This window comes from Cytobacillus dafuensis (assembly GCF_007995155.1).
Taxonomy (GTDB): domain Bacteria; phylum Bacillota; class Bacilli; order Bacillales; family Cytobacillaceae; genus Cytobacillus; species Cytobacillus dafuensis.
In genome coordinates this window covers 1,395,393-1,410,743 of sequence record NZ_CP042593.1, presented here as the reverse complement: position 1 = coordinate 1,410,743, position 15,351 = coordinate 1,395,393, and the positions used below count along the sequence as shown (strand labels likewise).

14 protein-coding genes and 2 pseudogenes are annotated in these 15,351 nt (G+C 32.7%); 6 read left to right on the top strand and 10 right to left on the bottom strand.

All coding sequences use genetic code 11. From position 1 onward, the window contains the following. Positions 1-266 precede the first annotated feature (266 nt). Positions 267-1,658: a MocR-like pyridoxine biosynthesis transcription factor PdxR gene (gene pdxR / locus FSZ17_RS06855; RefSeq protein WP_057776681.1), complete on the bottom strand. Its 1,392-nt coding sequence runs from the start codon at positions 1,656-1,658 to the stop codon at positions 267-269. A 112-nt stretch (positions 1,659-1,770) separates the two neighbouring features. Between pdxR and FSZ17_RS06850 the strand changes: the two genes are divergently transcribed. After that, the gene (locus FSZ17_RS06850; RefSeq protein ID WP_146846404.1) at positions 1,771-2,961 is read left to right on the top strand and encodes an MFS transporter; all 1,191 of its coding nucleotides are present in this window, start codon (positions 1,771-1,773) and stop codon (positions 2,959-2,961) included. Positions 2,962-3,191: 230 nt separating this feature from the next. Further along, positions 3,192-3,431, top strand: a pseudogene (locus FSZ17_RS06845) (hypothetical protein); the annotation flags it as partial. Positions 3,432-3,609: 178 nt separating this feature from the next. Here FSZ17_RS06845 and FSZ17_RS06840 read toward each other — a convergent pair. Next, positions 3,610-3,927 (bottom strand): hypothetical protein, encoded by a 318-nt coding sequence (locus FSZ17_RS06840; protein WP_057776684.1) that lies wholly within the window; start codon positions 3,925-3,927, stop codon positions 3,610-3,612. A 257-nt stretch (positions 3,928-4,184) separates the two neighbouring features. Here FSZ17_RS06840 and lepB point away from each other — a divergent pair, with 257 nt between their 5' ends. Beyond that, positions 4,185-4,787 carry a signal peptidase I gene (gene lepB / locus FSZ17_RS06835; protein WP_057776685.1) on the top strand — a complete coding sequence of 201 codons (603 nt, stop codon included), beginning with the start codon at positions 4,185-4,187 and terminating at the stop codon, positions 4,785-4,787. A gap of 394 nt (positions 4,788-5,181) precedes the next feature. On the opposite strand, the gene FSZ17_RS06830 is transcribed toward lepB, so the two are convergent. Both FSZ17_RS06830 and FSZ17_RS06825 read right to left on the bottom strand, forming a co-directional pair. Next, entirely contained in the window at positions 5,182-5,364 is a 183-nt protein-coding gene (locus FSZ17_RS06830) for a hypothetical protein (RefSeq protein WP_146846403.1), read from the bottom strand. A 456-nt stretch (positions 5,365-5,820) separates the two neighbouring features. Next, complete coding sequence (locus FSZ17_RS06825; protein ID WP_057776687.1) at positions 5,821-6,306, bottom strand: hypothetical protein; 486 nt, start codon at positions 6,304-6,306, stop codon at positions 5,821-5,823. A 131-nt stretch (positions 6,307-6,437) separates the two neighbouring features. Here FSZ17_RS06825 and FSZ17_RS06820 point away from each other — a divergent pair, with 131 nt between their 5' ends. Then, the gene (locus FSZ17_RS06820) at positions 6,438-7,277 is read left to right on the top strand and encodes a tyrosine-type recombinase/integrase (protein ID WP_057776688.1); all 840 of its coding nucleotides are present in this window, start codon (positions 6,438-6,440) and stop codon (positions 7,275-7,277) included. A 70-nt stretch (positions 7,278-7,347) separates the two neighbouring features. On the opposite strand, the gene FSZ17_RS06815 is transcribed toward FSZ17_RS06820, so the two are convergent. After that, complete coding sequence (locus FSZ17_RS06815; RefSeq protein ID WP_057776689.1) at positions 7,348-7,722, bottom strand: DUF3888 domain-containing protein; 375 nt, start codon at positions 7,720-7,722, stop codon at positions 7,348-7,350. 1,023 nt (positions 7,723-8,745) lie between these two features. Between FSZ17_RS06815 and FSZ17_RS06810 the strand changes: the two genes are divergently transcribed. Beyond that, positions 8,746-9,690: a restriction endonuclease gene (locus FSZ17_RS06810; RefSeq protein ID WP_057776691.1), complete on the top strand. Its 945-nt coding sequence runs from the start codon at positions 8,746-8,748 to the stop codon at positions 9,688-9,690. A gap of 288 nt (positions 9,691-9,978) precedes the next feature. On the opposite strand, the gene FSZ17_RS23315 is transcribed toward FSZ17_RS06810, so the two are convergent. The 4 genes from FSZ17_RS23315 to FSZ17_RS06790 form a co-directional block, all read right to left on the bottom strand. Continuing rightward, positions 9,979-11,520, bottom strand: coding sequence for a hypothetical protein (locus FSZ17_RS23315; protein ID WP_185150675.1), 1,542 nt, complete (start codon positions 11,518-11,520; stop codon positions 9,979-9,981). Between the two features lie 193 nt (positions 11,521-11,713). After that, positions 11,714-12,130: an RDD family protein gene (locus FSZ17_RS06800; protein ID WP_057776692.1), complete on the bottom strand. Its 417-nt coding sequence runs from the start codon at positions 12,128-12,130 to the stop codon at positions 11,714-11,716. A 284-nt stretch (positions 12,131-12,414) separates the two neighbouring features. Further along, a complete protein-coding gene (locus tag FSZ17_RS06795; RefSeq protein WP_057776693.1) occupies positions 12,415-12,609 on the bottom strand; it encodes a hypothetical protein in 195 nt (64 codons plus the stop codon). Between the two features lie 242 nt (positions 12,610-12,851). Further along, positions 12,852-13,064: a DUF3951 domain-containing protein gene (locus tag FSZ17_RS06790; protein ID WP_057776694.1), complete on the bottom strand. Its 213-nt coding sequence runs from the start codon at positions 13,062-13,064 to the stop codon at positions 12,852-12,854. Positions 13,065-13,206: 142 nt separating this feature from the next. Here FSZ17_RS06790 and FSZ17_RS06785 point away from each other — a divergent pair. Further along, positions 13,207-13,615, top strand: a pseudogene (locus FSZ17_RS06785) (Tn3 family transposase); the annotation flags it as partial. Positions 13,616-14,345: 730 nt separating this feature from the next. Here the strand turns inward: FSZ17_RS06785 and FSZ17_RS06775 are convergent. Next, positions 14,346-14,924 (bottom strand): hypothetical protein, encoded by a 579-nt coding sequence (locus FSZ17_RS06775; RefSeq protein ID WP_057776696.1) that lies wholly within the window; start codon positions 14,922-14,924, stop codon positions 14,346-14,348. Positions 14,925-15,351 lie beyond the last annotated feature (427 nt).

Here is a 15,351-nt window from a genome sequence, read left to right as displayed (position 1 = left end):
TATAATTCACCTCAATAAAATATTAATTCCTTCAATACCTACTTATGAAGATGTAAATTCTTCATCCAAATCGTATATTCCTTCTTTCACCAAACTACCCCTTTAGTGAAAAAGCGACTGTTCTTATTGAACAATCGCCCCCGTTAGTTTAAGTGCAATTTCTCACAAACTCTCTTCAACCAATCTTGGTAGAAATTCAATTGTCCAATAGTAGTAAAAACTTAAAATCTTAACTTAATAGCGATGGGGTTGTACCTCTAATAAGATTACAACCAAATTTTTGCTAGTTGAGATACTCCTTTTATTATCTTTTCTTCACATAAATTACCCAATCCAAGTTGAATATGTGGATATTGTGGTACATATTCCGAGAAATATTTTGAGCAAGGATAAACTATAATTCCATGTTCAAATGCCCTTTCAATTAGCATTTTTTCACTCATTTTTGTTTTTACTTCGATAATAAGGGAAATTCCGGAGCTACCACCTTTTATTTCAACATAATTCTTAAAGTGTTTTAGTAATTCCTTATGCAATAGATTCATTTTACGTTTATACAATGCTTTCATCTTCCTTAAGTGTGGGTACCAATATCCTTCATTCATAAAGGTTGCCAGCGTTCTCTGATGAATAGCTGAGGATGTTTGCTCAAGCAAAGGGAGTATCTTTTTATATTCAATTTCTAGACTCCTAGGCAAAACCATATAACTAACACGGATAGAAGGTAGCAATGCTTTTGAAAAAGTTCCTAAATAAACCACCCTATCATTAGAATTTAAACTATGAAGAGACGGTATAGGTTGATGGATGTATCGAAATTCACTATCGTAATCATCCTCAATAATATATCCATTCACTCTTTTTGCCCATTGAATTAACTTTAATCTTTCATTGACAGGGATAGTTACTCCATATGGGAAGTGATGAGTAGGAGTAATATATAAAAGTCTTGAGGGCGACTTTAAAAGCCGTTCGACTTGGATGCCCTGTTCTTTTACCGGGATTGGATCAATGATAAATGATTGAAGAGCAAATAGTTCCCTTGCCACATTATATCCAGGGTCTTCTACTGCCAAATAATGATAGTCTTGCTTTAGCAACAGCGACAAAAGAAATAACAAGTGTTGTGTACTACTACCAATAATAATCTGTTCAGCAGAAGTATTAACCCCTCTTGATTGAAACAAGTAATCTGCTAGCTCCTTTCTTAATTGAATATCGCCTTGTTTTTCTCCGTATGAAAACATGCTAGAGTCATTTATGATTTTGTTTGTAATCATTCTCCACTTTTTCAAAGGGAAGTTCTCTTGATCCACTGTCCCAATCTTAAAGTCAATAATTTTTATGTCATTTTGATTTTTTTCATGTTGGTGTTCTCTAATAGGTTCATAAGTAAGCATCTCATCCGATATAGTTGCATCTACAAAAAACCCCTTTTTGTTCTCACTTCGAATATATCCCTCCGATTGCAATTGTTCATAGGCTACCTGAGTTGTGTTCCTGCTGACCTTTAATTGGAGAGCAAGTTGTCTAATTGATGGCAACTTTGTATTCCTTTCTAATTTTCCAGATAAAATCTGAGTTCGTATATATTGATAAACTTGTTGGTACATAGGCGTGTTACTTTCTCGATTGATATTAATTATTAGTTCATTCATCGTTGAAATACCTCATCTGTCATTTGCATTTATTATAAACTGTACCTTTTAGAAATGACAGTATAACTGAATAATGAATTTAGAAAAAATTTTGATCTGGGAGGTGGAAATATTGGATAAACCCCGATTATGGACAAGGGATTTTATCAGTATTGCCATTACTAATTTTCTCGTGTTTACAGCATTTTTCTATTTATTGGTTACACTACCTATATACGCTATACAAAAATTGCATGGTGACGAATCTGAAGCTGGACTTATTACTACAGTTTTTTTGATTGCATCCATCCTAACACGCCTATTTGCAGGTAAATGGTTCGAAAAGGCAGAAAAGCATGTCGTTTTTATAAGTTCCCTCCTTGTCCTTTTCACAGCTTCAATTTTGTATTTTATTCCTCAATCTCTGACTGGCTTACTAATTCTTCGCTTTTTTCATGGAATTGGTTTTGGAATGGCCACAACGTCCACTGGAGCAATTGTGGCCGATCTCATCCCGGAATCTCGCAAAGGAGAGGGTATGGGGTACTATGGACTAACGCTAAATCTTGCTATGGCTATTGGTCCCTTTTTGGGTTTGACTGTTATGCAACAAACAGGGACAAATGTAATGTTCATTATAAATGTATTTTGTGCTCTCTTTGCACTCGTTGCAGGGTTACTTGTTAAATTACCTAAGAAAGCTTCTATGCCAGAAAAGGTAATTGAACGAAAAACAAATATGAAATTTGGAGGTTATTTAGAAAATTCCGCCATTCCTGTATCATTGGTCTCAGCTTTCTTTGGAATGATTTATTCTGGAATTATCTCCTTCGTTTCCATATATGCTAAAGAGCAAAGTTTAGTGGAAGCTGGTGGTTATTTTTTTGTTGTGTACGCAGTGGTACTTTTAATTTCCCGACCATTTACCGGAAAATGGTATGATTTATTCGGGGCAAATATTATAATTTATCCAGCTATTTTATGCTTTGGAGTCGGTACTTTTTTATTGAGTATATCGAATACGTCCTTGTTATTTCTTACATCAGCAGCCTTTATTGGAGTTGGGTGGGGAACCATGTTTCCAAGTTTTCAAACCATTGCTATTCAAGTAGCACCACCTAAAAAAAAGACATTAGCTACGGCTACATTCCTTACTATATATGATTTTGGGTTCGGCATTGGATCATTTATCTTTGGTATTGCCGCAGCTAAATTTAATCATGGAACATTATATTTTTATTGTTCATTCCTTATAATAATCGGAATTGGTATTTATTATTTACTGCATGGTAGAAAACCTTCACATTCTATTGTGAAAAGTTAAAGAAAGAGATTAATTAGGTATTTTTGGCCAAAGCAATGCTGTGTGAATATGTTTCATTTGTTGTTATCAGAAAAAACAGCATAAAAAAATATGATTATTTTTACGATATTGCCATGTAAAGTTTATCTACTTTAGGGAAATGAGATTCGAAGAATAATACTATAATCAATAAACAACAGTGGTGAACGTTCTATTTAACCATTTGAGATGGAAAGAAAAAGGGGAAGCAGAAGAACTCTGGTCCAGTGTTATTAAAGATTGATGCATCGTATACGAAAGAGAATTTTGAAGATGAAGTTCCATTCAGGGTACTTGATTCAGAATTGGCTTTATCATCAATAAAACGTTTAAAAGAAGTTGTTAGTAAAAAGAATCCAATGGTTTTCTTTGGACATGATATAGAACAGGAAAATAGATGTAAAATACTGAATATATATAATAGAAAAAGTCATGGGCTAATTCGCTCATGACTTTTTCTATTATATAATCTTTTTAAATAAGTTATATACTTTTTTTAGATTTGTTTTCATTTTATTGATAATAAGTAAGATCTAAGTCATCAGGAGTGTTTTGATGGGCAATCATAACATCATAAATATGTGAACTACATTTCCTTCTTCAACTATCCTGCCCCGTTTGTACAACAAGCTAATCTTCACACAACTTAAATACACTTTCAAAAGTACCATCAGCTAACAAGTTTTTTATAACCACTTCAATATCAATCCGAGTGACTTTCCTCACCAAAATCATTTCACTTGCCCAAAAATAACTACCTCTTAAACATTCTCCTGTTTCCTCATTTTTCTTTGCCATGCTAAAAATATTTTGATAAGTAAAGAAGGTTGCCATCCATTCGGAACCACCCTCAAACCTTACGACAACGCCAGTATTATCATCATCTTCATTCCATAACTGTTCCCACTGTTCAGCTTCAATCCAAACGGAATACGGAGTATTTGTCACATTAATTCCCCCTCTTGATACACCTATGATATTTCACTAACCTGCTCCGTTAGCTTAGTAAACTCAACAAAAAAGTGCGTAATCCTTCTTGGATCAACCGCACCCGTTAATTTAAGTACAACTCTTCACAAATTTGAGATAAGTCGAGTAACAAGATCGACTTTCTACAAAAATTATTAAAAATTCAAAATTCAGACAAAGAATTAAGTAGGTTTTTACTATTATTACTGTAAAATATAAATAAAGGGGGGGTTTTTATGAAATATAGTATGTTAATTATTGTTTTGTTACTTTTGATGACTGGTTGTTCCTTTAATGCTTCGTCAGAATCACTTTCAGATGATAAAACAACCCCAGATGTTGCGATAATTGAAAATGTTGGTTCCGAAATAATAACTCACCACCATATGTACGATAATATGGACAGAGGAAATCACGATTATTTTGATAAAACTCTAGCTATTGAACTAAAAGTAAATATATCTGATATTTCTAGAGGAGATGTTATTTTTTTTGATAATGAGGATGGAGAAAAAGACATATCCAGAGTAGTTGGGCTTCCTGGTGAAAAAATTAAGATAACTAAGGGTCAAATTTATATTAACAGCAAGAAATTAGAAGCCTTTTACGGAAATGCACATAGAGTGGGCTTAGATAAAGAAAGTTATTTTGAAAAGATGGATAACGAGGGAAATGAATACGATAAAAAAGGTATGATAGAACTTTTCGAAAAAAGTATGAAAGAAATTAAACTTTCTGACAAAGAATTCTATTTAATTGGTGATGATTGGTTGCGTGGCAAAATGATGGTGTTAAATGAGGATAATTTTGTTGGTAAAGTAATCGGATACACAGAATAAATATGATTAAAAAGGCATCGAATTAAACCGATGCCTTTTTTGTGTTATTATTATCGCTAATTTTATAGCTACTCTGGTTTCATTTGTCCTGTTATTACAATGTTATTAGCATTTTTCTCTCCCAAAACGGAACCCGTTACCTTTTTAGGACAGTTTTTTTGATTATTACACGCTTTGTTTCTACTACGTAATATAAAGTTACTCCACAATCTGGCCCTTAAAATAAATAAAAAGAGCGTAATTCTTGCTGCAGAATTGCGCCCGATTGTTGAATAGCGTTATTGAACTAAAGCCCCCGTTAGCTTAAGTACAACATTTCACAATCTATTTGATTAAATAATAAAAAAGCGACCTCCTTTGATGAAGAATCGCCCTCATTAGTCTCAAGAAATATTTATTGAAATCCACCAGTGTCTTTATTATCACCCATCGTATAGTTTGAACTATCTCCTGGCTTAGCGTTCGAATGAGTTGGTATTTGAGGATTATTATTGTTTTTCTTACGTCTCAAGTCGATTATTAAAGCAAATCCCAAAATGCCGAGAATAAAAATAATAAAAAACCAAATTGCAGTCAAATTACCCCCCCTCTCCCTTACATTATATTCCATAAATTACCTTCTAGCCATTTTAATTTAACCCTTATTAAACTAAACTGTTCGTTAGTTCAATAAGAAAAAGCCGCATGGTTTGGCAGCTGGATCTTCAACTCAAGCATCCATTAATTGAAAAAACTTCTTAATAGACCTGTTTTTATTAAAACAAAAATAATAAGTAAAGTAGAAAAAACACCAAAAAATAAGCCACTTACAAATGCAGGAAATAAATTTGAAAATTGTCTAATTATTCTTTGCACGCTCTCCTTCCTCCTCTTAAATGACTAAATTACCATATTAAGTATAATTATCCCTATATTTTTAAAATCCTTCTTTTAAATATTTCGTTCTCCTTATTCCTTGTTCAGCTAAACTGCTGCTTTAGTTGAACAAGAAAAAGAGCAGTTTTACCAGCTCAACGATTTTCAAGTAAATCTCCTATTTAAACAGTTCATAGTTGCTCAAATAAATTACTCCATTTTTTCTCGTTACTTGAAGATTTAATTCATCATTAACTTTAAACGTAGAACCGGTAATCTCTAAATTTTTTCTCTTTATAAAATATATACCATACCCTTTATATTCGGGATAACCATATATGTAACAGACAACTTTCCCTTTATTCAAAAAAACTATTTGATTCATTGCATCACTTACTGTATCCGTTATATTGTCCCATTTATACCCTACTTCTTCATACACCGTCTCTACAGGTGTATAGGGATCAAAGGAATATACGACATCCCATTCAAATGGGGTGACATCTAATAAATTTATTGTATCAACGGATTCTTCAATTGCTAACACTTCTTTTCTTAATAACTTTGCATTTACATCCCACAAATCTTTCGTAAAAAGATTGCTTAATATAGCAATAAATAGTATGCCAAGAGCAATAATTGCTCCAGTTTTTATCAATTTCAAATCGTTTCTACCTCATCCCTTTAAATAAATAGTTCTTACTAAACTAAACTGCTTCGATAGTTCAATACCTTACGTTTCCATTTCTACAATCAAGGCAATAATTCCTCCAATACAAAAAGGAGGAGATTTTGTTGTTATTATCAAGAACTTGGGAATTATATGAATCGGATAAAAAGATTGAAGGCTTCTCCCCTCAGACATTAAATGCATATAAGCTCCAATCTAAGCTACTTATCCAATACTTTGACGATGTGAATATTGAATCATTGACTACTGATCGGCTGAAAGAATACTTGGCAAAATCCAGCGAACATCTTAAGCCATCAAGTTTGGCACATCGAATTCGATTTATTAAATCGATATTTCGTTGGTTACACGAAGAAGGGCATATACCGAAGAATCCTGCTGCAAAAATCAAAGAACCTAAACAGGGAAAACGGATTCCAAAATTTTTAACAGAGAGAGAAATAGAACACCTGAGGGAAGGATGTATTACGCCAATGGAAAAGGCGTTATTTGAATTTATGTTTTCAACAGGTTGTAGAATAGGAGAAATTGTTTCTCTTGATAATAATTGTATTAATTGGTCAAATCGTTCCGCCATTGTGCTTGGGAAAGGTAATAAGGAAAGGGAGGTCTACTTTAATATACGGTGTGAAATCTGGCTGAAACGATACTTGGATCTTCGTCAGGATAAAGACCCAGCTATTTTTTTTACTGAACGGCACCCACATAGAATGAGTATTGGACAAATGAGATATATTATAAAACGAATATCAAGTCGAGCAGGGATCAACAAAGAAATTCATCCACATCAACTGCGACACAGCTATGCGACACACCTATTGAACAACGGAGCTCCTATTGATGTTATTCAAAGTTTACTGGGACACGAAAAAAGCGAGACCACTAGGATTTATGCTCAGCTAAGTGGAAGCGTTAGAAGAGAATTTTACAGAAAATATTTTTAATAATGGATGGCAAAAGGCAACGGATACTCCGCTGCCTTTTCACTATCGCCCCCTTTAGTTCAATAAGAATTTACTCCAATTGGTATTTATTCCACTCATTTTCTGGTATAACTCGGTTGAAATAATCAATTGGTTTTATTTTATTAGCAATAATTTTAAACGTTATTTTCTCTTCCATGTAGGGCGGGTTATGTGGACCTTGGAAAGTTACTACTTGAACCGTAACGTAAAATATATCATTGTTTTGGTCGTCGTCTTTTATTTCTAATATTTTTTCATTACCTCTAAACCAATCTGTACCAACAACAGAGAGAATTGGTCCTTGTAATAGCTTAATTAACGCTTTTTCCAATACGTCTTGAGGTAATTCAGTCGCATTTGAGGAATTGGGAGATACAAATACCATAAAACATAAAATGAATAAGATATATATTGGCTTTTTCATATGAACACCTCAGTATTAATCTACCCTTACTAAGGTTCGTTTATTTAATATCCTACTTTGGCTAGTCGAGTAGAAGGAAACCTTTCTACCTTGCGGTAGATTGTGTTCCTCCCCCCTCACAGAACCGTGCTTGCGCTATTCACGCACACGGCTCCTCCTAGTTACCATTCACAAAATGTAGCTAATCTCTTAGATTCAGATTTTGCTAATTCTGCTATCCTTAGTAGTTTTGTTTCCATTTATCCCTACCTCTGAGTGTAGTAAATGTTTCCCTAGTAAGGGCGATAACTGGTAGCTAGCCTTTCCTCCATCGGCATTACCCAACTTCATTGGTACTACGCTGCTATCCGACTCCCTACACAGCATTTGGTTTCCTTGCTTATTATCGCTTGTTGACCATACTCTTCTAACAAGAAAAGACCGGTAGGGTCTCCCGAGTTGCCGCATCATATCGATGTGTAACGTGCCAAGGTCTCTGACTCCAGAGAGGTTTTATCCATCTTGCCTTTAACGAAGGATAAAATGTAGCTTTCTGCTGCAGGTAAAACATCAGCCCTCTCGATTTACTAACATTATGGAGCTCAATCCCTTCAACCATTTGGCTTTCGGCCCGCCACCTAACTGTCTACGCTTAAAGACTAAAGTTACCTTTAACCCTCCAAGACTCGCTACGAGCGAATGGCTAGTTCTTACTCGACGGGAATCCCACCCGCTATATGATACGACCTAGGCTCGGCCGCACACCTGCTTCATTAGTTGAATAACTTCAACAAAAAAGTGCATTAATCCTTCTTGATCAACACACCCTTTGGTTCAAGATAAAGCCTTAAATAGACACAAAGTTTGCTAATATTAAGATACAAATTATATTATTTGTTCCAATCACAAGCTAATCCGTTCCAACATTGAGATCGCTTTTTTAATTTTCCAAAATATCCTTGTCTACCAGTGTATCTAGCTTGATAATAGAAATAGGATAAAATAACTGTTTCTAACAAGAAAAAATAGGTACGGTGATATATAATGCCAAAATATAGATGTGTAAAACACCAAAAAATTATGAATGAAAAAATTGAAAATAATAAAATACAACCATATTGTGTTGATTGTAGAACAGAAGAATTGTATAGGGAAAAGCTACAAGATTATACTTACAATGAAACACGATATATGAAAGAACATAAAAGAATAGTTAGGAATGAACGCTTTTCTAAGGTATTTGAAAGTTCATTTACTGTATTGTTTTATTTTATTATACTTTCATTTATTATTGGATCGTTATTAGAAGGATTTTTTTCACTGGAGATTGGGGCCTTTACCGGAATACTTTTTTGTTTAGGCTTATCGTTTCTTGTTTTTATTTATTTAATCGTTAAATTTGACGAACCCACTACAATATTCTCCGAGCCAACAGAAGAAATAATTAGAGATATTGTAATTGTTGAAAAGGAACATAATGAGAAAGCAGTAGAAAACTACAAAAACAAATTACAAAAAGAATATGCAGTGAAATCAACTCGAATTGATGAAGTTGATAATATGAAAGGACTTGAATTTGAACATTTTGTTGCAGAATTATTGTGGAATATTGGATATATGAATGTAAGAGTTACAAAAGGTAGTGGTGATTTTGGTGTAGATATTATAGCCACTAATATAAAGGGTGAAAAGACAGCAATACAGTGTAAAAGATATAAAGGTAAGGTAGGATATGATGCTATTCAACAAATCCTAGCAGGTAAGACAAAAGAAAAATGTAAAAAAGGAATGGTAATAACTAATTCATATTTTACAAAACCGGCCTTTGAAGCATCTAAAGAATTCGGCATAGAATTATGGAGTCGGAAACGATTAATTGAGGAGATGCAAAAATATGAGCCACGCTTCACTTGGGAAGAATTTTTGAACTCTTACTATACTAAGCCTAAAGGAAAACCAAGTTATAAAAATCGTGTACTTGTACCATAAAAAATACTTTGAATTTATACGTTTCTCCAACATGAGGGAGGCGTATTTTTTATGCTATTTTTAAAGAAAGGAGAGAAAAGATGCACCATATAGGGGTAGAGTAAGGAAAATGCTGATTTACAACGATAAGGAATTATTGAACATAAAAAAGGCAAGGCGACTTCCATTTTCTTAAAGTAATCATCTTTTTATTTATTTTGTTCAACTAAAGCACCCCGTTAGTGTAAGTACAATCCTTCACAAACTTGTTTTCATTTTGAAGAATCGCCTCTGTCGTATAAACTATATTTAATCGAACTTTCGACATTGTTTTTGACTCTCTTCTTGCGAAATATGTTTCTTAATTTTTACATTTGTTACTTTTAACCCTTCTAGGTTAGAATCCCTTACAGAAAAAGTAAGTTTATCATAATCTCCACCGTGATGTCCTGAATAGCTTAAAGCACTTGCAAAAATAAGATGTCTCCTTGGGTCCCCATCAATGGGTTCAATTTGGATTTTTGGACACATAAAAAAATCCGAATAAGATGGACCCAAAATATATAAATAACGTGTAAACAATGCTTCTTCAAGCAATTCTTCTTTAGTAGGTCCGTTCAATTCTTTTCTCCACCCTACTACCAGCCAATCATATAGGGATTGGGACTTTATTTGCACTTTATGGCTATTCTCCGAAATGATTAATTCCCCATCTTTAGCTGTACAGGTTTTGCGTTTGTTTTCAAGTACACACTTATAAGCAGGTTCAATGGTAATCACTTCATCATTTACCGTTTTTAATGTCAATTTATTGGATGGTTTCTCTAAAGATACCTCAGTTGTTCCATTCACTCGGCTAGAGTTATTAAGCCAGTGTACCACTTTTCTGAGAACACGCTCTTGAAAACCATCGTTGATACTGAATATACGCTGTTGACCAGAATCATTTTCAATTTTAATGTTTTGAACCTCATAATGCTTTAATGAGTGCGTCATTAATTGTTTCAAAAAAGGAACCCGTGGTTTATCCAGCTTATCACTTAATTTTTCAAAGTTTTTTACTGCATCAGGTAATGATAATTGCTTTGCTAATGTAGTTCCTTTCTGTATAGAATCCCTAGCTTTTTCAAATAAATTTGCCTTTATTTGAGCATCTGCAAGTGTATACCAATAGAACCACGCATCCATTTTTGATATTTTATCGTTATAAAATTTTTCAATTACAGGATAGTAACTAGAGTATAGTTCTTCATCTAGAACTAATTTTTTTCCATTCCATTTTAGAACATCTACAAAATAGGTATCAGCAATGTACCTTTGCCAAACGGCTATACCAACTTTCTTATTACTTAATAGCTCCATCATATGATAAGGAACTTCTGCTATCTTCTTTAAAGAATTATTATCCCATTTAATAATCTCTAGTTTATTTCCAGCTGAAGCACCAATTGTAACACCAAAGAGGAACTCTTTAATACCATCACCAGTAATATCAAAAACACCTGAATAATCTAATCCTATTCCCTGTGTTTTAGTCTCCCAAAATTTTTCCCATCTTTCATTTTCTTTTCTTAATACTATTACACCATATTGTGAAGGATTTGGTTGTTCTTTTGCCTTTATTTCAAAAGTAATAATAATCTCTTGTTGTCCATCTTGGTTAAAGTCATAAAACTGATATGGTTTAGTTGAATTAGGTTCTTTATGACTTACCAATATTGATTTTGGTGGCAAAAACTCATTGATAATTTTCATTGGGTCATTATTTAATTTTACAACAGCGTGAGTAAAAGTTGGTGATAGATATAAAATGACTGATACCAATATGGTAAATAATAATATTTTTTTCATAATAATCCCCTTTATTTAGCTAATATTAGAGATTATTGTTCCCTGGTGTTCCCTTGAATATCAGTACCCTTTGTTCAACTAAACCGCCTCGATAGTTAAAATACTTCAACAAAAGTAGCGAAACCCTTCTTGGATTATCGCCCCCGTTTATTCAAAAAACGACTACTAATTTAGCAATCGTTCCGTTCGAATGTTATCTTTCATAACTAACATAGGTCCCTGCGATTAAATCGTGCACTGCCCTTTTATCTTCCCTAAATATCACCATAAAAACGCTAGCAATACTAGATAAACCAACTGTTAAATACACTAATATAAACTTCCCTACAACTTCTCTCAAAAACATATCTTTAAGTGCTAATTTATCTTCATCCGTTCGTTTTACCTTTATTTTAAAAATACGTTTACCTATTATATATCCACTCCATACTATGGGTACTGACATTAAATACAAAGTGTAAATAACTTGCCAAGTCCACCCCGATGCCCAATCATATGAGTATTCTCCTTTTACATAAAAGAACACCAAAGAAATTGGAATAGTAAGAAGGAAAAAGTCAAATAAATCCGCTAATAACCTTACACCAAAGCCTGCTGGTTTCCTATCCAACAAAATCTCTCCCTTCTCTTAATATATTTTAACATTCACTTTGCGTAATGTTCTTTATCTTTTGTTAGTTTTTTACTCAATGCTTGTTCAACAATCCTGCACCGTTAACACATGAAGCGACTATTCTTGTTTAGCAATCGCACCCGTTAGTGTAAGTACATTTTTTCACAAAAGGAATAACCTTATAATTTCTATAATGGTTTTGTTTACATTTTGTCTGTGCAGAATAGGATTAAATTGAATATTAATATAAACAATTTAGGTAAGAAGGTTTATCTTATAAGTTATCGACTCTGTTTCTTCAACAGCCCAATAATATAAAATAATTGGGTTATAATAAAACAAGCAAATAAACTTAGAAGTATCGGGATAAGATACTCACCTGGACCAAATATAAAGATTGCTAATTCAGGCAATGCCAAACCTAAGACAATAGTTATTAAGATAGCAAGTAGAAAAATACTAACGTAACGTCCCACTTAATCTCTTCTCCCCTAACCAATATTTATTTTTAATACAATACTAATTCCACATTTGTATAACATTTCCTTTATGAACAAACCTGCCTCGTTACTTTAAGTACAAAGTTTACAAACTCGACTAAACTTTCACCTAGATATCTAGGTGTTATTCAACAATCTGGCCCTTTTCATGAAGAAAGACGCTTTCCTTATTTCAGAAAAGCGCCCTTTAGTTAAATAAGAACATGCTAATTGAGATTTTAAACTGTTTTATCATTTTTTACTTTTTCTTCGTATTGAATAAGATGTTTGGAATCCTGAATGGGGGTATCTTGCTTTAAATAAATTTTGTTACCCAATGTAATGTCATCATATGGCGTATATCTATTAGTAGGGGCTGATTTTTTCCTAATCATACGAAAAATAACAAATCCAATTACAGAAATAACGAATAATGTATAGAAATATGCCACTGATAACACTCCTTAAAAGGTTTATTTACTTATCTACTTATTCTAAGATTCTCTATAAAGTTCCTGCTTCATCAGCTTAAGTACATTCACAAAGCCTATATATGTATTAACATAAATATCCAGTTTCTTTTAAAGGTGTTGTTCAATACGTGAGATGGGCAGAATAGAAAAAACAATCTTTATTCTGAATTACATTTCGGATGAATCTTTAAGAAGGAAAATACAAAAAGGATTGAATAAAGGAGAAGCCATGAATGGACTTGCAAGAGTTATTTTCTTTGGAAAACAAGGAGATCTTAGAGAGAGAACTATACAGCATCAGTTTCAAAGAGCCAGCGCCTTAAGCATAATCATCAACGCCATCAGTATCTGAACACTTTACATCTAACAAAAGCAGTTGAATATCAAAAACGGTCAGGTAATTTTAATGAAGATTTATTGCACCATATGTCGCCTTTAGGCTGGGAACATATTAATTTACTGGGAGAATACCGTTTTAATTTAGAGAAAATGGTTCGTTAGATTCTTTAAGACCACTGAAACTTTCATAACGTTGTTAAAAACTGGGGGATCGTCAGGAAAATGGGCTTAGCGTTGTAAATCCGCATTTTCCTGACGGGACCCCTATCTAATGTTATATCCATGTTAATGCTAAAAGCAGCCTTATTACCTTCGGCTGCAGCAATCATCAAAGAAGAGGGAATAGACTTCTCCATCAATTTACAGGCGAAGGGAGGTCTATTTTTTTATTGCTAAAAGACAGTACAGCAACGATCAGTGTTTATTTTCTCCTTAAGATCTTCAAGTAAACAAATCATAAAAGATTCACATACTTTAGAATTTATAATAAAATTGAATACAAAGTAAATAATAAGGAGCTAACATGAAAAATAATGATAAACAACGAAAGATACAAGCTAAATATAGGAAACGCCTAAATCAAAAGAAAGAGAATCAAAGGTACTCTAAAGTTGAATTATTGATTGTTATATTGATCATTATTGTGTTAGTTGTGTTTAATAAGGAATTATAAAATTATCAAAAGTTTTTTATCTTAAAACACAAGAATAATAGTAGTTTTCAAGGAAATACCATCCTATTAAACTAGCGGAAGGTTATTTGGCATGCTTATTTTTAGAATGTCATGTGATTTAATATATTTTTATTGAAAAATATTGACATACTACTAGCTGATTAATTAAGAAAAGCATAATTAAAAATCCCAAAGGGGTGCACTTAACACCTTATAAATTTCCATAAAATCTTTTAAAAATGCACTTCTTACATTATACGCCCCTTAATTTCACCTAACTCTCTTTCCAGCTGCTCGCACTTAGTTTTATATTTTTCTACTTCTTTCAAGATTTCAGTTGTTTCGTTAATGATAGAATCGTACATATCATAATGCTTTCTTGTATTATCTAAGCTGATTTTTATAACTGTTAAACCTATGACAATAAATGCACAAGCAGTTCCTAAAATATCTAGAGATTGTTCGTCTAACACAGTTTTCAAATAGGGACCACCTATTAACAACAACACACCAAAAAATAAACAGGTGTATCTCAATCCTTTAAAAAATCTTACTTTTTTATATCTCTCGTTACCTAAAGCCTTTTTTATTTCCCACTCCTCAGCCATGTATTTGGATAAATCACTCAAAATAAAAAAAATACCTGATAAAGAAAAACTAAAAATAGCTAGAGAACTAAGATGAACCAAGCCAAATATATATCCAAAACCTAAGATTAAAAAAATTACGCCGATGAATTTCACTAACAAATTAGACTCGTTCAATTCATCAACTTTGTAGAATTTAGCTAACACATGTCTAATGAATTTACTGAATTTCTCCTTCAAAACTTCACCGCCAACCAAAATTATTTCATAACAATCATGTATCACTTAATCTCAATATTATCCTGTCATTTACCAAAAGTTCCGAATATCGTAATGATTATATAATTCAATATTCAAAACCTATATACACTTATCATAACTTAAATAAGAAGAGCCAACACTAATAATATTTTAGCGTTGGCAGTTTAAATAACGGAGCTACTTTTTTAAAAGGTATAACTTTTTTAAACAGTTCAACTTTATTTCAAAGCAGCAATTAATGTTCACCGACATTATTGTTAGTAACCGCAAAAAAACAATAAATATGAAGTAACAATATTGTTGATAACTAAGATAGATAAAATCATGTTCATTTTATCTATACTTTTCAACTAAAGTTATACGTTAATTTAATATAGTCCTGCGGTTGCTTTTAAATAAAGTTTGA

Bases quoted from the DNA above. Each gene is read 5' to 3' on its own strand.
- pdxR (WP_057776681.1), bottom strand. From the start codon at position 1,658: ATGAATGAACTAATAATTAATATCAATCGAGAAAGTAACACGCCTATG.
- FSZ17_RS23315 (WP_185150675.1), bottom strand. From the start codon at position 11,520: ATGAAAAAAATATTATTATTTACCATATTGGTATCAGTCATTTTATAT.
- lepB (WP_057776685.1), top strand. From the start codon at position 4,185: ATGAAATATAGTATGTTAATTATTGTTTTGTTACTTTTGATGACTGGT.
- FSZ17_RS06810 (WP_057776691.1), top strand. From the start codon at position 8,746: ATGCCAAAATATAGATGTGTAAAACACCAAAAAATTATGAATGAAAAA.
- FSZ17_RS06815 (WP_057776689.1), bottom strand. From the start codon at position 7,722: ATGAAAAAGCCAATATATATCTTATTCATTTTATGTTTTATGGTATTT.